The 21,075-nt window shown below is 47.5% G+C and carries 20 protein-coding genes and 1 other annotated feature; of the genes, 2 read left to right on the top strand and 18 right to left on the bottom strand.

Annotation, left to right across the window (positions count from 1 at the left end; translation table 11 throughout):
* Window positions 1-11: 11 nt before the first annotated feature.
* Window positions 12-497, bottom strand: a complete 486-nt coding sequence (locus J7E78_RS12395) for an RNA polymerase sigma factor (protein WP_215076470.1) — start codon at window positions 495-497, stop codon at window positions 12-14.
* 416 nt (window positions 498-913) lie between these two features.
* Between J7E78_RS12395 and J7E78_RS12390 the strand changes: the two genes are divergently transcribed.
* Window positions 914-1,363 carry a hypothetical protein gene (locus tag J7E78_RS12390; RefSeq protein WP_215076469.1) on the top strand — a complete coding sequence of 150 codons (450 nt, stop codon included), beginning with the start codon at window positions 914-916 and terminating at the stop codon, window positions 1,361-1,363.
* Between the two features lie 18 nt (window positions 1,364-1,381).
* Here J7E78_RS12390 and J7E78_RS12385 read toward each other — a convergent pair whose 3' ends face one another.
* The 3 genes from J7E78_RS12385 to J7E78_RS12375 all read right to left on the bottom strand — a co-directional run bounded on the left by J7E78_RS12385 (window position 1,382) and on the right by J7E78_RS12375 (window position 5,551).
* Window positions 1,382-4,249 carry a ComEC/Rec2 family competence protein gene (locus tag J7E78_RS12385; RefSeq protein WP_215076468.1) on the bottom strand — a complete coding sequence of 956 codons (2,868 nt, stop codon included), beginning with the start codon at window positions 4,247-4,249 and terminating at the stop codon, window positions 1,382-1,384.
* Between the two features lie 105 nt (window positions 4,250-4,354).
* Entirely contained in the window at window positions 4,355-4,876 is a 522-nt protein-coding gene (locus J7E78_RS12380; protein WP_091028354.1) for a deoxycytidylate deaminase, read from the bottom strand.
* A 39-nt stretch (window positions 4,877-4,915) separates the two neighbouring features.
* A complete protein-coding gene (locus J7E78_RS12375; protein ID WP_251034984.1) occupies window positions 4,916-5,551 on the bottom strand; it encodes a ComEA family DNA-binding protein in 636 nt (211 codons plus the stop codon).
* 185 nt (window positions 5,552-5,736) lie between these two features.
* On the opposite strand from J7E78_RS12375, the gene comER reads away from it, so the two are divergent.
* Window positions 5,737-6,582 carry a late competence protein ComER gene (gene comER, locus J7E78_RS12370; protein WP_215076467.1) on the top strand — a complete coding sequence of 282 codons (846 nt, stop codon included), beginning with the start codon at window positions 5,737-5,739 and terminating at the stop codon, window positions 6,580-6,582.
* Here the strand turns inward: comER and leuS are convergent.
* From leuS to spoVAE, 14 genes are all read right to left on the bottom strand, one after another.
* Complete coding sequence (gene leuS, locus J7E78_RS12365; RefSeq protein WP_215076466.1) at window positions 6,563-9,007, bottom strand: leucine--tRNA ligase; 2,445 nt, start codon at window positions 9,005-9,007, stop codon at window positions 6,563-6,565. The genes comER and leuS overlap by 20 nt on opposite strands.
* A gap of 78 nt (window positions 9,008-9,085) precedes the next feature.
* Window positions 9,086-9,355: a binding site (T-box leader), on the bottom strand.
* A gap of 305 nt (window positions 9,356-9,660) precedes the next feature.
* Window positions 9,661-10,431 carry a class I SAM-dependent DNA methyltransferase gene (locus tag J7E78_RS12360; protein ID WP_215076465.1) on the bottom strand — a complete coding sequence of 257 codons (771 nt, stop codon included), beginning with the start codon at window positions 10,429-10,431 and terminating at the stop codon, window positions 9,661-9,663.
* A gap of 130 nt (window positions 10,432-10,561) precedes the next feature.
* Entirely contained in the window at window positions 10,562-11,467 is a 906-nt protein-coding gene (locus J7E78_RS12355) for a CvfB family protein (protein ID WP_105599769.1), read from the bottom strand.
* Window positions 11,464-11,811, bottom strand: a complete 348-nt coding sequence (rsfS, locus tag J7E78_RS12350) for a ribosome silencing factor (protein ID WP_036615136.1) — start codon at window positions 11,809-11,811, stop codon at window positions 11,464-11,466. Before rsfS ends, J7E78_RS12355 begins: the two co-directional genes overlap by 4 nt.
* 76 nt (window positions 11,812-11,887) lie before the next feature.
* Window positions 11,888-12,454, bottom strand: a complete 567-nt coding sequence (gene yqeK / locus J7E78_RS12345) for a bis(5'-nucleosyl)-tetraphosphatase (symmetrical) YqeK (RefSeq protein WP_215076464.1) — start codon at window positions 12,452-12,454, stop codon at window positions 11,888-11,890.
* On the bottom strand, window positions 12,438-13,028 hold the full coding sequence (locus J7E78_RS12340; protein ID WP_076328126.1) for a nicotinate-nucleotide adenylyltransferase: 591 nt from the start codon (window positions 13,026-13,028) through the stop codon (window positions 12,438-12,440). The genes yqeK and J7E78_RS12340 overlap by 17 nt, the downstream gene beginning before the upstream one ends.
* Before the next feature lie 15 nt (window positions 13,029-13,043).
* Window positions 13,044-13,337: a ribosome assembly RNA-binding protein YhbY gene (gene yhbY / locus J7E78_RS12335; protein WP_215076463.1), complete on the bottom strand. Its 294-nt coding sequence runs from the start codon at window positions 13,335-13,337 to the stop codon at window positions 13,044-13,046.
* A gap of 82 nt (window positions 13,338-13,419) precedes the next feature.
* Complete coding sequence (gene aroE, locus J7E78_RS12330; RefSeq protein ID WP_215076462.1) at window positions 13,420-14,289, bottom strand: shikimate dehydrogenase; 870 nt, start codon at window positions 14,287-14,289, stop codon at window positions 13,420-13,422.
* A gap of 44 nt (window positions 14,290-14,333) precedes the next feature.
* A complete protein-coding gene (yqeH, locus tag J7E78_RS12325) occupies window positions 14,334-15,461 on the bottom strand; it encodes a ribosome biogenesis GTPase YqeH (RefSeq protein ID WP_215076461.1) in 1,128 nt (375 codons plus the stop codon).
* Entirely contained in the window at window positions 15,458-15,985 is a 528-nt protein-coding gene (locus J7E78_RS12320; RefSeq protein WP_215076460.1) for a YqeG family HAD IIIA-type phosphatase, read from the bottom strand. The genes yqeH and J7E78_RS12320 overlap by 4 nt, the downstream gene beginning before the upstream one ends.
* Before the next feature lie 110 nt (window positions 15,986-16,095).
* Entirely contained in the window at window positions 16,096-18,309 is a 2,214-nt protein-coding gene (locus J7E78_RS12315; protein WP_215076459.1) for a DUF4129 domain-containing transglutaminase family protein, read from the bottom strand.
* The gene (locus J7E78_RS12310; RefSeq protein ID WP_215076458.1) at window positions 18,306-19,553 is read right to left on the bottom strand and encodes a DUF58 domain-containing protein; all 1,248 of its coding nucleotides are present in this window, start codon (window positions 19,551-19,553) and stop codon (window positions 18,306-18,308) included. The genes J7E78_RS12315 and J7E78_RS12310 overlap by 4 nt, the downstream gene beginning before the upstream one ends.
* Before the next feature lie 3 nt (window positions 19,554-19,556).
* The gene (locus tag J7E78_RS12305; RefSeq protein WP_036615157.1) at window positions 19,557-20,513 is read right to left on the bottom strand and encodes an AAA family ATPase; all 957 of its coding nucleotides are present in this window, start codon (window positions 20,511-20,513) and stop codon (window positions 19,557-19,559) included.
* Window positions 20,514-20,720: 207 nt separating this feature from the next.
* A complete protein-coding gene (spoVAE, locus tag J7E78_RS12300) occupies window positions 20,721-21,071 on the bottom strand; it encodes a stage V sporulation protein AE (RefSeq protein WP_215076457.1) in 351 nt (116 codons plus the stop codon).
* Window positions 21,072-21,075: the final 4 nt, after the last annotated feature.

The raw sequence follows: 21,075 nt of genomic DNA, 5'->3' as shown, positions 1-21,075 counted from the left end.
CCTTTGGTTGTTTAATCATTCATTTTGATTCGCAATAGCTGATGCGCCTGATACAGCCTTGTTTTAATCGTATTCACATTCTCATCCAGTACAGCAGCAACTTCTTCGATCTTCATGTCTTCAAAATATCTCAGTATAATGACGCTCTTGTATTTATCCGGCAAGGATTCGAGCGTTAGCTTCAAATCAATGTCCGTATACGTATCTTCTGCCCCGAGGCTGTAGGTTTCGATCATTTCATGATCCATCGCCTGAACCTTTTTGTTTCTGCGCAGAAAATCCAGGGCGGTATTCACCACAATCCGGTAAAACCAGCTTTTGACCGCGTCTGGGTTCTTCAGACGTTCAAGATTCGTCATCGCTTTGTATATGGAGTCTTGTACGATATCCAGGGCATCATCCTTATTTTTGACATAGCTATAAGCAAGTCGGTATACGTTCTCTTTATGCTCGGTAATACAGTGTGTAAGAATTTTTTCAGTTTTCCTATTGAACATGGTCGATTATCCCTTTTCTATAAATCTTTTGTCGTAACAAGAAGTAAGACGTATACGGGTTCCCAAAAAGTTTTCGCATCCAAAAAATTTTTTTCACTTCTGCAAAAACAATGTACACTCGGAACCGAGCTAATATCCATTTCAAAATTTGCGACATGTTCAGTTATGACTGCTTCAATAAGTTCTTGAACTTTGTTAATTATCAAATGATACTCAGTAACTTGAACCGCGGGACCATCATGCAAATTAAGAAAAAAGTCATTCACAGCGAAACAACTTTTTTTCTTTTAAAGGTCAAATAAGTGCTTTCTTTCTCTTTTTCCACTTTTTCTCAACCTCTGTATGTTAAAATATAGTAACTTCCTTAGTCTCTCTCTTGTTGAACATAGTTATTTAAGATGGAGGTTAATATTTAAATGACAAACACCCATAGAATTAATAGGCCGCGGGGAAAAATACTTGCAGCTGTTTTAACTGCAATTTTCATTTCACTTGTAATGGGGATATATCACTATGTCCCGTTGGATGAAAGAATAGAGAATACTTTCTATTATTCATTCGGGTATAAATTTGCAGTTGGATTATTGATTAACCTCGCTATTTTACTTTTCTTAATTATGCCACTTTCCATATTGGTGGATGGATTACTTTTATACAGAAAAAAAGATACTACGTATATGAGATTGCTCGTTACTATTGCCGCATATGGTCTATTAGGCTTCATAGGTGGGATTATCTTCTCGATATTCACACTTAACTTCACTACTTTTTCTGCTCAGTCTATCCACATTATTGGAAGTTCACTTGTCTTTTTAACCTTCCAATTGGTATTAAATCGGAGTTTTCTTCACTCATCATCACAGTGATAAATAGATTGCGTGCCGTCACTCAACCCCGTTCAACTTGTACCGGATATCAATCTTCCCATCCTTCACTCTCATCTGAACCTCACCCATCTGATCTGTCCGATAAATATCTGACCCGGTAGCCTCCAGACGTTCCATCACTCCCGGATTGGGGTGCCCATATGTATTGTTAACTCCTGCAGATATCACAGCGGTTTTGGCGTTCCAGTATTGGAGCCAGGCTTCAGTGGACGACGTTTTGCTACCATGATGAGCGACCTTTAGAACGTCAATGGAGACAAATGCTGAAGCATCATTTGAATTACCTTGCAACGGGCGTGTAAGTACCCTTTGTACAACTCCCTCTGCAACTTCAAGATCTGCACCTTTTTGTTCAAAAGCTTCAGCGAGTGAGCCATCCTGAATCATATAGAGCAGATCCTGTTCGACTGCTGCATCCATATCCCCAGTGAACAACATGGAAGCCCCAGCCATGTCCAGCAAAAAGACAACGGAATCTTGATTCTGGTGTTCAGACACAGGCAAACTGCCCGATGCATTTACATCCATGTGTTCCAGATCTGGACCTATAAAATGTAAACTTGTCTCCTTATCAGCCGTATAGGACATGCCCTGCCTAATGGCGTATAGAGGAATTTTTCGTTCCATGGCTGTATTCAGTAACTTATCAAAGTTATCCTTACCGCTGGTTGTGCCATTAAACATGAATCGTTTAACCGGAATCTGTTCCAGCACTGCCTGCAGTCCTCCAAAATGATCCTGGTCGGCATGGGTGACAATGACAGCATCCAGTTGATGGATGCCTCTTTTTTTCAATAAAGGAACAACAACCTTGGCTCCTACCTCATACGGATCACGTCTTGTTTTCCATGATTGTTCTGCGTTCCCAAAGTTAATCGTCCCTCCGCCATCCACCAAAATGTGCTTGCCTTCCGGTGTTGTAATCAATGTACTGTCTCCCTGCCCAATATCCAAAAACTGCACGATGCCGCTTCCCGCAGGCTGCGGGGTCTGGTAGGCCCAACATAATCCGGCAATCCAGCTGAGCGCGAGCCCCCCGCACAACCATCGCTGGACTTTACTCATTCGTTCATGCGCATAATATCCTGCACCTCGTGCAGTAAATGCACTTGTATATTCTGGCCATGCGATACTGGCTCCTAATGTCGTTAATGAAGTTTCTTTTCCATCTACACGGTTCTTACCTTGATCCTGTGCCACGTTAGACATTGATGAACGTATCCCCACATTCCCCATGGAAACTGGAGGTTGTCTTCGGACAAGAGGAGCCGTCTCCTCCTCAATAAACGTTGTTTCTCGCTGCTCACCATTGCCACGATGCAACAGGTAGAGTAAGGCATACAACACGGCATAATATGCAGCAATCCACAACAGGGAAGGTGTTGCCCAGATCAATACAAAACCTGACATGCTGTTCATCCACTCCACGCTTGTAAACGTCAGTTGATTCAGTTGAATCGCAATCCATGCGAGGGGTTTCGCCAAGGGAACCCATATGAATGACAACAGCATGGCGACCGTACCCAGAGGTAATACAATGGCACTAATCAAAGAAACAAGCAGAAAGTTGGCCACAAATGAGAGCAATGAAAACTGGTTGAAATATAAAATGGTTACCGGAAAAGAAATCAGTTGAGCGGTCACGGTAACGGATGCTGTTGCGGCTAGAGATTTCGGCCAGCTGCTGAACAGTCGGTTAACCAAAGGCATATAGATCATCAAACCTGCGGTCACGAGAAAGGATAACTGAAAGCTAACGCTCAGCAAAAAGTACGGGTCCCACCATATCATCAGGAGCGCGGCTGCGCTGATCATCTGAAGGCCATCTCTGGCAAGACCACGACGAGCCATATACAACCCAATCATGGACATTATGCCTGCCCGAATCACTGAAGGCGAACCGCCGGACAATAGCACGTAAGCGGGCAATAGCACCAGAACAATCGTAAGAGCTGTCTCTCGGGTTAACCTTAGCCAGGACAGAAGAAGGAGGAGCGAAGCTACATAGACCGCAACATGTGTTCCGGAGATTGCCATGATGTGCGTTAAACCCAATTGTGAGAATTGACTATAGGTACCGGGATCGATATCATTCGCCATCCCGATAATAAGACCCTTCATATATCCTGCATGAGGCTCAGGAAACAATCCCTCGACCGCCGAGCCCAACTTATGCCTAGTCCAATCCGTCCACCGTAGTACGTTATATTGTCCAAGTCCCTCAGGAGCAACTGCTGTTACCGAACTGGCTCCCTTCACTTTGAACAACCAGTGGATATGCAGAGTTCGCAAGTGACTGCGATAATCAAACCCGCCAAAGTTCCTGGCTTCACCAGGAGTTGTAAAAGAACCATTAAGCGTGATTGAATCGCCCCTCTTCCAGCCTGCTGCTACTTGTTGTTCTTCTTCCTCCGACAGTCTGACTTGTACCATCAATTGTTCATCTATGTTGAATGCAGATGCTGCTGCAAGATCTGTATCTGCAGACGAATCCGATATTGGCAATAATGAAGACATCTGTATCTTAAAGTCAGCCCGATCTCCATCAATGCGTACATCTGACACCAGCTCACCCTGAATTTTGGCTGCCCAACCGTCCAGCTCATCAGCAGCAATATGGAGGGTCTCGGGCAGTCTGCTATGATTGCGTGCGTCATTCCACTCCCAATGTGCAGCGCCTCCAATAAAGGCAACGAGTAAAAATAAAACAGACCATCCACGCACATCTATAAAACGAAGTAAAAGTGGCAAACATGCCAGAGCTCCAATTAACCCCCAGATTAACGTCCAGCCTGTTAATGCGCATGCAATTCCACTCCCGCACAACCAACAAATCGTAAAACTTAGTAACGGTCTGCCTTTCATTTCTACCCCTCCTTCATTTCACCCGTTGAACGCAGAAAAACCCCCGGAAAGCCAATTGAGGCTTGCCGGAGGTTCTCCCTCACGTATTCGTCAACCATATTTACATTAATTACTCACGGTCATCATCGTTTCCCGCGGGGGCTGGTAATTCTCCAACCTGCGGAACGTTATTCCCTTCTGTTCCATCATATTGGTAACCTTGCCGGTATCTTTAGGATAAGAACGATGAAACACGATTTCTGTAATCCCGCTATTCGCCAGCATATTGGCACATGTCCAGCAAGGTTCGTCGGTCACATACACGGACGAGCCTTCGCGGTCGATTCGATCTGTGAATAAAAGCAAATTTTGCTCCGCATGGATTGTGCGAATGCATCGTTGCTTTTTCACCATTTCTTCTTGCCCATCGGTCACGACCAACTCATATTCTTCCGATATCATGCAACCTGCTTCAGAACAATCCGGGACGCCGGTGGGTGCACCATTATAGGCTGTTCCCAGCAGTTTCTTTCCCTGAACAAGAACGGCACCCACATGACGACGCGAACAGCGGGAACGGGTGGAAACCATATACGCGATGTCCATAAAATACGTATCCCAGTCCTTGCGTACCTCTACTGTACTCATGCTGCTTTCCTCCCGTTCAACACATTTTTTATCGTAATATTACTGGATCTGCACATACGGTGCCATCTTCTCCAGCATCTTTATGCCGATTCCTTTGACCTTTGTCAGATCACTGACTTTCGCAAAAGGACCATGTGCATTCCGATAATCCACAATAGCCTGAGCTTTCTTCTCTCCGATTCCGGGAAGCTCCGTAAGCTTGGAGACAGGCGCTGTATTCACATCAATCTTGCCATTGTCGCTAACTTCCTCACGAACTACAGAGGGATTACTGCCTAATGCCGTCTCGGAAGTAACCGAAGGATTCGAATTCGTACCCTGCACAACTGGTTCAGTCGAATTTGAGGTGTCCGGTGGATTATCATTCGTCTGACTTGTAGTTTGAACAACTGAATCACCTTCAACCCCAACGCTCGCAAGCTCTTTAGACTCATCTGTCTTTGCATCATTTCCAGTCTGCAGCCCACTTGCATCCATTACCGAAGATGCTCCTGTATTGCCCTGAACCGAAGTAGCCGACTGTACAGCAGGGAGTTCCTGCTCTATCGTCGGCTTCTCGGTGCCGAGCTGCAAGGGCTCCCAGCCACTAGGTGGTTGTTCACTTTTGCCCGACCATAATATAAGTATAATTCCAACCACCGCAGCAGCAATGGTCATCCCTTTATTCCATCTCATTCTTCCACACCTCTCCCTGAATTCAAAATCATTCATTTCGAACACGGGCGGTGCTTCCGAACCGTTGAACTTTCCTGATGAAACAAGTTGTGCATTTTTCATGTCATGTGAAACAGGTGCTCACGCATAGAATAGAGGGAATGAACTGCGCCAGTACCGTAAAGCATGAAAGGAGGCCTGAAACAATGAAGGTTGGATTTATCGGAACCGGCAGCATGGGCAGCCTGCTGATCTATGCCCTGATCCAATCGGGTGCACTTGAGCCCCGGCAGATCGCCGCCAGCAATCGAACCCCGTCCAAAGTACGTCAGTTATCCCTCCGTTACCCCGGTCTGCATGAATCCCAGAGCAATCGGGAAACGGTGATCCGAAGTAATATCATCTTCCTGTGCGTGAAGCCGCTTGAATTCAAACATGTTATTGACGACATCCTGCCTGTCGTGAATCCCAATCATATCATTGTCTCGATCACCAGTCCCGTGCAGCTGCGACATCTGGAATCTTCACTTCCTTGCAAAGTCTCCAAGGTAATTCCCAGCGTCACACACCAAGTCGGCAGCGGCGCGTCCCTATGCATACACGGCGAACGAATGACCAGTGAAGACCGCGCTGTGTTGGAAAGTCTGCTCAGTCATATCGGCAGGCCGTACCAAGTGGATGAAGCCTGTACACGAATCACATCTGACTTCTCCAGCTGCGGACCTGCATTCATATCGTTCTTTTTGGAACAGTGGATCGAAAGTGCAGTGAAGCTGACAGACATCAAAAGGGCAGATGCCTGCGCTCTGGCTGGCGAAATGCTCCTGGGAACAGGCAAGCTGCTCACCGAAGGGGGATACACCCCGCAAGAGCTTCAGGCTCGTGTCGCTGTACCTGGCGGTATTACCGCTCAGGCACTTGCACTGCTGAAGGTTAGTCTTGACGGCGTTTTCGACAGCCTGATCCACACGACACATGACAAATATGATGAAGATTTGTTAAAGCTGGATGAACTATTCCGAGCCGGTGAGATTAACCGGCAACAATATTAACGAGTTTGCCTGGAACGGCAATGACCTTGCGAATGGTCTTGCCTTCCAGCGCCTGCTTAACAGGTGCGAGCTCCATCGTAAAGTCCTGCATACCCTGTGCATCCAGATCCTTCGCGATTGTAGCACGAGTTACAATTTTACCATTTACCTGAACAACGATTTCTACTTCCGCATCCACTGTCATGAACTCATCATATTCAGGCCAAGCCACGTAAGAGATTCCACCTTCATGACCCAAACGGCTCCACAGCTCCTCTGCCATATGCGGTGCCAGTGGTGACAACAGCTGTACAAAGTTCTCCATCGCTTCACGAGGCAGTGTGTCCGCTTTGTATGCATCGTTGATGAAAATCATCAGCTGGCTGATGGATGTGTTGAAGCGCAGATGTTCCAGATCTTCCGTAACTTTTTTGATCGTTTTGTGAGCAGTCCGTTTGAACTCATCCGTTCCACCGTCCACCGTAATCTTGTCATTGATGGCTCCTGTGTCTTCGTTAATGAAGAGACGCCATACACGTGACAGGAAACGGTGCATGCCTTCAACCCCGTTTGCATTCCACGGTTTTGTCGCTTCCAATGGTCCCATGAACATCTCGTACAGACGCAATGTATCTGCACCGAATTCATTCACGATTTCATCCGGGTTAATGACATTACCACGGGATTTACTCATTTTCTCATTATTGGTACCCAGGATCATACCTTGGTTCACGAGTTTGTGGAAAGGTTCTTTGGTCTCCACAACACCCAGATCATACAGTACTTTGTGCCAGAAACGAGCGTACAGCAAGTGAAGCACTGCGTGCTCTGCTCCGCCAATGTACAGATCAACTGGCAACCACTGCTGCTGTTTCTCCTTGGAGATCAGTTCTTTGTCATTGTGCGGATCGATAAAGCGCAGGTAATACCAGCAGCTACCCGCCCATTGTGGCATGGTGTTGGTCTCACGACGTGCCTTCATTCCCGTTTCCGGATCTATCGTATTCACCCACTCCGTAACATTCGCCAGTGGTGATTCTCCAGTACCCGAAGGTTTGATCTGATCGATATCAGGCAGCAGCAATGGAAGTTGATCCTCAGGTACTGTCTTCATCGTTCCGTCTTCCAGATGCAGAATCGGGATTGGCTCACCCCAGTAGCGCTGACGGCTGAACAGCCAATCGCGCAGACGATAGGTCACTTTCCCTTGCCCTTTCCCGTTCTCTTCCAGCCAAGCAATCATTTTGGCAACCGCTTCTTCATTGTTCAGTCCGTTCAAGAAATCGGAATTCACATGCGCGCCATCACCGGAATAAGCCTCTTGTGTAACGTCTCCACCTTGAATAACCTCGATGATATCCAGACCGAACTGCTTCGCAAATTCCCAGTCACGTGCATCATGACCCGGAACAGCCATAACCGCACCTGTACCGTAACCTGCAAGAACGTAATCAGCAATCCAGATTGGCAGTTTTGCACCATTAACAGGGTTGATAGCATAAGCGCCAGTGAATACACCTGTTTTGTCTTTGGCCAAATCCGTACGTTCCAGATCACTCTTACGAGAAGCCTGCTCCTGATAAGCCTGAATCGCTTCACGTTGGTCATCGGTTGTAATTGCTTCTACCAGTTCATGTTCCGGAGCAAGTACTGCAAAGCTCGCACCAAACAATGTGTCTGCACGGGTAGTGAACACCTTGATGAGTTCCTCGCGACCCTCAATGGCAAATACAACTTCCGCACCTGTCGATTTACCGATCCAGTTGCGCTGCATATCCTTGATGCTTTCAGACCAATCCAGCTCTTCCAGGTCTTCCAACAGACGTTCTGCATACTCGGTAATTCTCAGAACCCATTGACGCATCGGTTTGCGTACAACCGGATGTCCACCACGTTCACTCTTGCCATCAATAACCTCTTCATTAGCAAGTACCGTTCCAAGGGCTTCACACCAGTTAACTGCAACTTCATCTACATAAGCCAGGCCTTTATTGTACAGCTGGATAAAGATCCATTGTGTCCATTTATAGTATTCAGGGTCCGTTGTGCTGATCTCACGATCCCAGTCATAGGAGAAACCAAGCGATTTGATCTGGCGACGGAAATTGTCAATATTACGGAATGTGATATCTCGTGGATGTTCACCTGTATCCAGTGCATGCTGCTCAGCAGGCAAACCGAAAGCGTCCCAACCCATTGGGTGCAATACATTGTAACCGCGCATACGTTTGTATCGGGAAACGATATCTGTTGCCGTATATCCTTCCGGATGTCCTACGTGCAGACCTGAACCGGATGGATAAGGGAACATATCCAGTGCATAAAATTTCGGTTTAGCAGGGTCCTCACCCGTTTTAAACGTTTTATTTGCATCCCAGTATTGCTGCCAACTTTTTTCCATGACTTGTGGCTGATAGCCGTGTTTCGGCTTGTTATTCTCACTCATCTATTGTTCCTCCTTCAGGTTATTCGCTTTAGCTTTAATTGCAACAAAAAAACCTCAGCATCCCGTAGCGTTTGCAGCGCTAGGGACGAGAGGTTGAATTCCCGTGGTACCACCCTAGTTAGCGGACGAACGTACTTCGTCATCCACTCCCTTTGGACCTGTAACGGCGGTTAACCGATGCGGATTTCCATTCCTGAACCCAAGCTTTATACAAGCAGGTTAAACAGAATGGTGTAATCACCGCATTTCTCCAAGGCGAGTTCGCAAATCACTGTCAACCGGCTTGCACCAACCGCCGGCTCTCTGTTATGTACAGGAATTACTACTGATCCTTATCATCGAAATATGTATACAATATCGGGACAATTATACAAAAAAGCAAGCCCCAAGTCAATATTACACGTTATAATCGCTATCTTGAAGTCTACGGTTCGTACCGTTCATAACGCTGGTTGCTGTTCAGGATAAACGAAAACGCTCTCTATCCGACCATTATCGCCTCGTTTATTATAACAGGCAATACTTTTTGTAACGTCGTTATGTCTTTTCTTGCATTCCTTTACCCTATTTAAGAATATTGCTATTCATTCTCATTAAAAAATCAAACAAAAAACTGCCCTTATACACATAAGGACAGTTCTCATCTTTCGAGTTTACTTCACAGCAACGTAGAACAAGCGCTCTGCGCTGTCTCCGGCCTCTATCCATTCAAAATCCGCATATACTTTCACGTCTCTAAAACCTGCCTTGGATAACTCCAGCTTCATCCAGTCCGGATTATATGCGCGCTGGACATGAACTTCTTCAAACCGCTGGTACATATCCTTGTTACCATCATCCACACGCGAAAAAATACTGAGATGATGCTCAATCTCACAGCGATCCTGGTCCAGATCACAAGTCCAAATATAAGATACAGAGCGCTCATCCAGTACAAAGGGCTGCTCCTCATCATAACGAATAAGGGTATTGGGATGATGCACATCAAACAGGAACGTTCCACCAGGCTTCAGCATCTCGTATGTCCGCTGGAAAGTACGAACGACATCTTCTTGTTCAAGCAAATAATTGACACAATCACAGAAAGATATCACCGAATCCACAGGCTCCAGAACTCGCCATTCCCGCATATCCTGCTGCACCCAACGAACACTGCCCTCGCGATACAAGCGATGACCCTGAGGCGTAGCCTCCATCTTGCTGCGCGCAACCGACAGCATATCTGCTGAGAGGTCAATGCCTGTAACTTCGAAACCGGAGTTCACGAGCGGGATTGTAATCGAGCCCGTTCCACAGCCCAGTTCAGCCACACTTTTGGGCATTCCATGCTTTTCCCAGGCTGTTCTTGCAAACCTTATCCAGTCCGGATAAGGCATATCTTCCATTAATTCATCATACACATAGGCAAATTTCCGGTAAGACATGTCAGGCACCGCACTTTCAATTTCATTTTCCAATCCTGGCTAACAAAAGAAAAAGCAGGGGTATCCGGTGTTTACCCAGCCTATCCCTGCCTTATCCGAGTTCCATATTACAACTATTTAATCAGGAAGATTACTTGTTTTCACTTTGGTCCGCAGGAGCAGATTCGGACAGATACGTCCAGCTTTCCTTTTGGACCACCAGTCCATCCTTCATCAATTTGCCCAAGGCACGCTTGAACGCAGACTTACTGATGCCAAAGCGCTGCTTGATGATATCCGGCGGAGTTGCATCCGAGTAAGGCATGCCGCCCATAGGACGCTCTTTCATAAAGGCGAGCAGCTTGTCTGCATCTTCGTTACGTCCAACTTGTTTGAGTTGAGTCATAGCCAGATTCACACGTCCGTCTTCACGTACCAGTGTCACCCGACATTTAACTTTCTCACCAAGACGCAGCATATGACTACGTTCGGATGAATGAATCATACCAATCGCGCCAAAGCCCAGTACACCGCCCTCTACAAGTACAAAAGTCCCCATCTGTAGTGGCTTGTATACTGTCGCTTCAACCCACTCGTTTAACCATGAAGTTGGCGCATGGAAAGCCAATGGTGAAAGTTCACGTTCCCCGGCCAATTTGGCACGTAGACGTCCCTGCTTGTCATGTTCCATGATTACAAAGACTTCATCCCCTACTTTGGGACGCAGTTCTTCCAGTTCAGGCAGTTCACGAATAGGAAGCAGCAATTGCCGTCCAAGTCCCATTTCCAGGAAACAGCCCAGTCGTGGGTGAACATCAGCCACAACCAGTCGTGCCATTTCGCCAAGCATGAGATAAGGCTTCTTCATCGTTACGGCCAGACGATCTTCTGTATCAAAAAATACAAATACCTCAAGTGTCTCACCAATCTTAATATCCCGCGTTAACTCGGTATAGTGAAGCAGTACATCTTCCGATCCTGTCGTCAAAAAGAAGCCAAACGGAGACACTTCACGTGAAACCGGCAAAGAGACGACTGTTCCAGCAATCAAACTCATACAGTTTCCACCACTTTGGCATCAGACCAGAGTCGTTCAATGTTGTAATATTCACGCTCGTCGCGGTGGAAGATATGAACAACAACATCGCCCATGTCCATCAGTACCCAACGTGCGGAATCCATACCTTCGATACCTTTGATCGTCGCTCCGGCTGCATGAGCCTGTTTGCGAATTTCAGTGGCAATGGCTTGTACCTGTGTATCGGAATTCCCGTGACAAATAACAAAATAATCTGCCACCAGAGAAACATTAATCAGGTCCAACGCTACAATGTTGGATGCCTTTTTGTCGTCAGCGGCAGCAACCGCCATATTCATAAGTTCTTTCGATGATACTGTCATGAACCAACCTCCATAATCTATATTTGTGTGTTCAAAAAGATCCTTCGTAATCAAAAGTGGACTTTTTGAACAACCTCTATAATTGTGCAATCAAGTCATTCCGCGACAGCATAGTCAAAGGATAAATGACACGGCGCTGCGAGATCAGCAAGCTGATTGTCGAATCGAATCCGGCAATTAAACCTTCCTCCAGACTATGTTCAGCCTGTTCGCGAATGTGATCCACTCCCGGGAAATCTCGTCCCGGCTCAATGTAATCGGCAAGACATACCACTTTGTCCAGCAGGCTCATGCCTACCCGACCCGAGGTATGCCACCGGATGGCATTAATAACTTCGGAATCCGCTACACCGTAATCACGCTTGGCTACAAAAGCACCGACTTCGGAATGCCAGAGCTGCTTGTCATGCTGCAGAAGTTCCTGATTTAATCCGTTATCGCGGATGACCGCTTCCATCTCCGCTACGGGCCAGTACTTCGCCACATCATGCAATATCGCTGCCAGATCTGCTTTCACAGGATCAGCACCATATTTTTCAGCCAAGATCACTGACGATTCCATTACACCCAGTGTATGCTTCCAGCGTTTTTCCGGCATTTGTCCGGATACGGCTTGAATCAGTTCATCACGGCTTAGTGCCATATAAACCGCTCCTTACAATGTATTGGTGTACCTCATCAGGAATCATGAAGCGTACCGAATGACCTTTGGCCAGACGTCTGCGTACAGCTGTCGATGAAATATCGACCAAGGGCATCTCAGCCAGCAGAACCCGATCCTGTAACTCGTCTGGTAGATCATCCAGATGTAACTGGAAGCCCGGCCGACCAACTCCGATAAAGGTTAAACGTTCTGCAAGCTCTTCAATCTGCTCCCATTTGGGAAGATAGTTCACCATATCCGCCCCGATAATGAAATAAAACTCATGTTCAGGATGGCGACGCCACAGTTCCTTCATCGTATCGATGGTATAAGACACTCCGCCCAGTTCCATCTCGATATCCAGCACCTCATATTGCTGCACACCCTTCACAGCCGCTTCCGTCATATCGAGACGTTGCTGTCCCGAAGCTCCGGCGCCACGTTTGTGAGGTGGAACATGGGAAGGCATGAACCAGATCTCATCCAGTGCATGCGAATCCCTTGCCGCTTCAGCTGCCAGGAGGTGTCCCATGTGGATCGGATCAAACGTACCACCCATGATGCCGATCTTCACCTGCGTCACGCTCCCTTACTTAGGTAGTTCGATTTGTTTGTTATCGCGAGATTCTTTGTACAGGATGATTGTGTTACCGATGAGTTGTACAAGCTCACTTCCCGTTTCACGGGCAACTTCTTCTGCCATCTCTTTTCTGTCCTCATCATTATTGTTCAATACTTGCACTTTCATCAATTCGCGCTTCTCAATCGCATCTTCGATGTGACGGAACAGGTGCTCATTGGTTCCACCTTTACCAATCTGAAATACAGGGGTCAGGTGATGTGCCTGTGACCGCAAAAAGCGCTTTTGTTTACCGTTTAACATGAATACTCCATACTCCTTATGTTGAGCAGGCCCTGATCGACAATGCAAAAACTGTCCGGACCTGACCATTCAATTATTATTTTCACACTTCAAAACTGTTTAGTACAGCTCGTCTCATCGTCTCCACAGGAGCCGGAATGCCGAGCCAATGTTCAAAGGCCACTGCGCCCTGGTATACAAACATCCCCAGACCACCGTGCACCGTGCATCCTCGCATCCGCGACTCACGAAGCAGACGGGTCTCCAGCGGATTATAGATCAGATCACTCACCGCTGCTCCTTCACGGATCAGTGCAGGATCAACCGGTAGGTCATCAACATGAGGATGCATTCCGGCAGCCGTTGTGTTAATCACAATATCAGCCGTATCCAGTATCGTTGCAGCGTCTTCCATGCCACTGCCCGAGATTTCTCCCAAGCCATGGCCTCGTAAATCCGAAGCAAGTGCAATAGCCCTGTCTGCTGTACGGTTTAGGATATGGATGCGTTCAGGCTTCTCCAGTGCAAGTGCATATATGACACCTCTCGCTGCTCCACCTGCTCCCAGTACAGCAATACGTTTACCCGCAAGCTCAGGCACAGCCTCTTCCTTCAGCGATCGAACATAGCCAATACCATCCGTATTGTACCCTGTCAGTGTTCCACCTTCATTGATGATGGTATTCACCGCACCAATCAGGCGAGCACTTTCATCAATCACATCCAGATACTGCATCACCTGCTCTTTGTGCGGGATGGTGACATTGACACCACGATAGTTCAGTGCCACAATACCCCGAACTGCCGCTTCCAGTTGATCCGGATGAACATGCAGTGGCATATACATTCCATTCACTCCTGCAGCCAGCAGAGCCGCATTGTGCATTGCCGGAGACTTGGAGTGAGCAATAGGATCACCCATAACGCCAAGCAACACGGGAAGTGAAGGGTTGAACTTTTTCTGCTCAGACATAGGTAAGCCTCCGATCCATCTGATGTACAGATTCTGAGAATTTGTTAAATCAATGATGGACGGATCTGTACACGAATGCCTTTTGGAGCATGAACAGCAACCAGCGCTCCAATATCGCCATTGACCTTAATCCAGCCCAAGCCAGAGATGAATACATCGGATTGACTGCCGCGTTTGATGCGGAATTCATGTCGGGTCCATTCAGCCATCTCTGCTGCATTCTCACGGGTTGGCGGAGACAACAATTCTCCCAGGTGGTCGCGGTACAGATCATCTGCACGCTCCAGCTTCGTCCGGTGAATATCAAGCGCAGTGCTGATAAAACAAGTGAACGACTGGCGATCACCTTCCACAAAGTCAAATCGAGCCATGCCGCCGAAGAACAGCGTCTGACCAGAATTCAACTGATACACAGCCGGTTTAAGCGGTTTTTCCGGCATGATGGCAGCGAGATCCTTGCGTGAGACAATCTCGCTGAAACGCCATGGATACATGATTCCAGGCGTATCAATAATATATTTTCCATCATCCAACGGAATGTTCACCATATCCAGCGTTGTTCCCGGATAACGGGATGTGGTCAGTTCCTGCTCCAGATCGCTGTAATCGCGGATCAGACGGTTAATCAGTGTGGATTTACCCACATTGGTACCGCCAACCACGTACACATCACGATCTTCGCGATACATTTCAACAAGCTCAAGCAGTCGATCAAAGCCCTGATTCTGCTTTGCACTGCACAGGACTACATCCACCGTTCGCAAACCCTGTTCTTTGGCCTGCTTCTGCACCCAGTTACGGATCTTGTTCCAGTTCGTTACTTTGGGAAGCAAGTCCGTTTTGTTCACAGCAAGCAGTACCGGATTGTTGCCTACAAAACGCTGCAGACCGGAGATAATGCTGCCATCAAAGTCAAACAAATCAACGATATGGATGACAAGTGCATCCTTATCCCCGATTTTGCTAAGCAGCGCCAGGAATTCGTCCTGATCCACCGTAACGGATGATGACTCATTGTAGTTTTTGATGCGGAAACAGCGCTGGCATATAACCGGTTCACGATCCAGTGCCTTCTCGGGGATAAACCCTGGTAATTCCGAATTTTCTGTTTGCAGATGCACGCCGCATCCGCTGCACCTTACGGCAAGATTGCCGTTATGCGGTTCTGTCATTTCTTCTTTTCCTCCTCAAGCCATAAGCCTTTCCTGCGTAAACTCGTTAGAGCAATCCGTTCCACGCGTCGATTGAAGCGGGTCATAAAACCTTCGTCCCCAATGGAGATTGGCAGTACCAAAACGGTATATAGCCCCATTCGGTTCCCTCCATAGACATCTGTAAGCATCTGATCGCCTACTACAATCGTTTTTTCAGGAGATAACTCCATCATTTTCATTGCTCTACGAAACGGTGCATTCGATGGTTTGCGTGCACTATGCACAAACTGGATATCCAGCGGGGTCGCAAACAGGGATACACGATTCAAATTGTTATTGGACACAATCATCAGCTTGAAACCGGCCTCTTTCACACGTGCAAACCATTCAATCAGTTCGGGCGTAGCGTCAGGGGCTTTGGCTCCAACGAGTGTGTTATCCAGATCAGTTATAATTCCACGGTAGCCTTGAGCGTACAGCTCTTCCAGATTAATGTCAAAAACCGTGTCTACACGCAGCTTGGGCATTAACATTTTAAACAAAGAAGTCACCTCAGTTTCATACGACACACTATATCACAAATCCGTCTTTCCTGAAAATGCATACAGCGCCTGATGGCATAGGAAAAAAGGAAAAACGGGACGGGCAACAACTATGCCCGTTCCGCTTTCAGTTCCTTCCGCAGCTTCAAGGCGGTCTGATAGACGCCCTTCCAGTCGTCGGCAGTTACGGACGCCGGACTGTAACGAGTCTGTTCAAACTTCGTGAGAAGCTCATACAATGTTGCTTCTGCAGCAGGTTTTGCCTGGCTCCAGCGGGCTACCGATTCACGAAGTGTCTCGTCTGCGCTCCGGGTCAACCCTTTGCGTTTCACATACTGAATCCAACGCTCGGTCTCTGCCACTACCTTCTGTTCAGGGGTGAGCGGTCCACCTGTCCGTAGACGAAGCAGGAAGAATCGCATGGAGAAACGATTACGCCAGAACATATATGCTACCCACAATACAATAATGGCTCCTGCAGTCCAGATAACAAAAGTCGGGATGGCAGACGATCTCTGCTCAGGTGCAGGGGTCTGCTCTTTCTCTTGTACCGGCTCCTCTTCTGGCTCTTCTTCTGGCTCATCTACAGGTTGTACATCAGGCTGTTCCGTCAGCAGCGGCATATCAAAGCCCGGCGTTGCTTCAACAGGAATCCAGCCATACTCACCAAAGTAGACCTCTGCCCAGGAGTGTGCATCTGCATTGGTAACGGTGTAGGTCGTCTCAATCTCCGCGCCAGGTTGACGTGGAGCCTGCATGTCCGAATTCAGGGACAGTTGTCCAGGCGCATAACCTTTAACCCATCTTGCAGGAATGCCCTCCGAGCGCGCCATCATCACCAGCGCAGTGGAGAAGTAGTCACAGTAGCCTTCCATAATATCGAACAGGAAACCTTCCACAAAGTCACTGCTTACTTTTCGAGATAAATCCGGATTGTTCGTGTATTCAAAATTAGTTTGTAAATAGTTTTGCAGTAATGCCACTTTTTCATACGGGGTATTTGCAGATGCCGTTATCTCGGCTGCCAGATCCGAAACCCGGTCAGGGAAACGGGATGGTAACTGCAAGTACATATCATCTGCCGGATTACTGTTATACAGATCTTCAAATGACTTCGTACGAAGCTCATCTTCCACAATCACAGGGGCTTCCGATACGATAGTATATGTCTTGGGATACTGTGGTTGCTGACGGTCTGTCACCACATGCAGTTCAGCCTGTTCGGCATTCCATAACATCCGTTCCGTTCTGTCTTCACCATTAATCGAGCTCACTTCCGAGATCGAATAAGCACCAAAGAGAATCGGATAGACATTGTCATTCAGCATCGTTACGTTCTGAGTCACTTGTTTGGTATTCACATTACCGGATTCTTGGTTCTCGAGAGGCTGTCCGGCTTCAACATTCTCTGTCGCACTCCGTCCACGGTCATCCCAGCCTGTTCCTGTATACTCTGCACGTGTCTCACCGCGCCAGTAACTGCGCTCATTGGTGGTTACAGACATAACAGGGGTATAGTCGAAGTTAAATCCTCCACCAAGCTGATTGTCTTCCCTGCTGTATCCCGATTCGGTAGCCGCCGGAATATCAAGGTTTCCGTTACCAGCCTGACTTGTGGAAGTTCCGGTATAGTTACGCCAAGCTGTGTATGGGTCCGTCAAGGTAGGTGGAATTTCCGGCATATTGACGCTGGCTACAATAATCAAAGAAAAGATAATGGCAATATTGGCCAGGACTTTATAAGGATAACGGATAATTCGTTTCCAACCTTGTGGATACTGTAACTGATAGTTACGGAAATGCTGACATACGAGCCATCCCATCCCCGCAAACATCACCCACGCGATTTCAATCCAGAGTGGAATCTGGGTGAAAGAATCGAGAATCCCCATCGAAATGATGTTGATCCCCAGAAAAACAAGAATGCGACGTGTTGTGGTCACAAGGCGAAGGGCAGCCTCAAGCATCACCCATGCACACAGGGAGAACCAGATGTACGGCGTTATGTGTAATATGAATTGCTCCGCTCGGTCCGTTAAAGAGCCATAAGGGATGTAGACCGTATAATCAATCAGCGTTTTATGCAAAATGTAACCAACAACGACCGCCTTGATGATCGCGCGATACATCGTTTTGAAGGGCAGAATGACCTCCAGCACACTGACCGCTGCAAGTGTCCATAACACCAGAGAAGTTGTCTCCGTGTACCACGTTTCCTGCGTAAATGAAATCCACTGCATTCCAATCAGGAAAATCCAGAGCAATGACGCTGCATGATACCAGGATCGTTTACCTGTAACACTTTCATTTCCTTTTGTACTCATACAGAACCTCCCCCCATCACCGTTGGAAGCTCCTGCAAGTGAGAAACAGTGAATGACCTCGTGCCTCTTCCACGCAACATGGCATTCCACTCGGCACTCCGGCGGGATTCACTGGTATCGATCAGAATATGACATGGAGTCATGCCCCGCGTATCGGCCCAGCGCAACAGTTCCATTATTTGTTCATCCTTCTGGGGAGAAATCACGACAAAGTAAGCTCCCTGAGGCAGTTGACGTGCGATTCTTTCCACGCCGGGCAACAGATGGGTATCCTGACCGTTATATTGAATATCCACCAGATGATGCATCATCTTCTGTCGTTCCATCAGACTTTCACTGGGGGCCATGAAGGATGTCTGGTCTGACAATGTCAACAACCCCATCCCCATTCGTTCTCTGACACCATACTCCAGCAGAGAGGCAGCCGTGGAAACGGCAATTTCGAATGCATCCCCATGTTCGTAACTTGATGCCAGCGCATCCAGAACCAGAATGGTTTTGGGCACAGACTCATGTTCAAACTCCTTGGATTTCCAGTTCCCTGTCTTTGCCGTTGCATTCCAATGAATGCGGGAAAGTCGATCTCCGTATACGTAGTCACGTACACCATTGATCTGAGTGGTCTCTCTACGTGAACGGGTTAACGCCGTCTGAGGACCGGATAACCGTGATTTGCGGTCGTAGAGCTGCCAATATGGAATAAATACCGTTCTTGGCAGTACGCGAAACTCACCTTTGGCCTTAAATGTTCCTCGATGTTCAATCAGTCCAAATATGTCCTCGCTGGCACATTCCGTTTCTGAAAAAACATACTTCCCCCGCTCAAGTGGCGGTGTCTGAAAAGACAACTCGCCATTACCTCGCATATTGGGAATCAAACTTTCCTTGAACGACCACGACTCTCCATTATGCCGATGCAGCATTTCACGCACAACAACATAGGGAAGCGGAAGGAATCCCGGAATTGTCAGACTCAGCTGTACTTGAACCTGGTCACCCGCATGCAGCAACTCTTCGTGGTCTGGACCAGAAGATAACCTACGAACTCCTTGAGCACGCCTTACCCCGCTAAATCCAGCAATGGCAAGATACACACAGAGCAGGGTCACCATCGACAGCAGCATAAGGGATGTCTTCCCGCCCTGAAACAAAACATAAGCCAGACAGCACATCCACACCATTGCGATGCTCCATACGCGTGGGTGGCGTAACCCTCTATTGACTGTTCTCAAAAGCGGCTTCATGAACTATTGCCCCATGGAGACGGGCACGCGTACTTGCTGGAGTACGGCATTCAAAACGGCCTCGGAACTCATACTGTCCAGTCTCGATTCGGGACGAAGCACAATACGATGAGAGATCACATAAGGGGCCATCGTTTTCACATCATCCGGAAGCACATAATCACGTTCCTGCAAGAAAGCAAAGGCTTTTACGGCCATCATGAACGATATGGCTGCCCGTGGGCTGGCACCCAGCAATACAGATGGGTGGGAGCGGGTTTGACGAACAACATCCAGCAGATAGTCCATGACCGGATCACCGATAAAGACCTCTTTAATCTCCTGCTGGATTGCCGAGATCTGGTCCATATGAGTCACGGATTCAAGACGATCTACAGGCTGACCGAGCTGATGCTGTTTCAGTAGGATTTTCTCAATTTCCTTATCGGGATAACCAAGACTTATTTTCAACATAAACCGGTCGAGTTGTGCTTCCGGCAATGTATACGTACCTTCAAAATCAATTGGATTCTGAGTTGCACAGAGCATGAATGGATGTGGCAGATCATACGTATCACCATCAACGGTTACGCTGCGCTCCTCCATCACTTCGAGCAGAGCCGATTGGGTTTTTGTTGTGGCCCGGTTAATCTCATCAGCTAGCAAAATGTTGGTCATAACAGGACCTGGCCGGAAATAAAAACGCTCATCCTTCGGATGGAACACAGATACGCCCGTAATATCACTAGGTAAAATATCAGGATTACATTGAATACGTCGGTACTCACCACGCATGGATTTCGATAATGCCTTGATTAATTGCGTTTTGCCAGTTCCTGGTACGTCTTCAATCAGAACGTGCCCGCCTGCAAGCAAAGCTGTAAGTAAAAGTTGAATTTCAAAGGATTTCCCCATAATGCAGGATTCCAGATTTGAACGAACTGCGGATATGATTTGGATCGACTCTTTGCGCACAGGCATGTGGTCTAACCTCCTAAAAAAGCATACAGATTTCCTTTTATTGTACATGATCCAGAGTCACGAGTACACTCGAAGGAACTCACAATTTGTTTCCAGCCCGTCAGATTCACCGCAGTTCTCGCATGAATACGACAAAAAGGCCCGGATAGAAGTTATCCGAAGCCTCTGCTGAATCGCAATATGTTTAAGTAGATTTCTCATTCTATGTTAGCCTTTGGGTCTAACGACTAATGCCGCGAGAAAAGAAAAGATGATCGCTGACGAAATCCCCGCCGCAGTCAGGTCAAAAATCCCTGTAATCACACCCAGCCATCCCTCTTTTTCCAGCTCTGTCAATGCCCCGTGCACCAAGGAATTACCGAAACTTGTGATGGGGATGGTAGCACCCGCACCTGCAAATTTAACCAAGGGGTCATACACGCCAAATGCATCCGCAAGCGCACCTGTCACAACAAGTGTACTCATGGTATGTGCCGGTGTCAGTTTGATACCATCCATTAGAAGCTGTCCTACAACACATATCAAACCGCCAACGATAAATGCCCACAAGAATTGCATTACC

The organism is Paenibacillus polymyxa (assembly GCF_018614975.1).
Lineage (GTDB): Bacteria > Bacillota > Bacilli > Paenibacillales > Paenibacillaceae > Paenibacillus > Paenibacillus polymyxa_E.
This window is presented reverse-complemented; position numbering and strand designations above follow the sequence as displayed.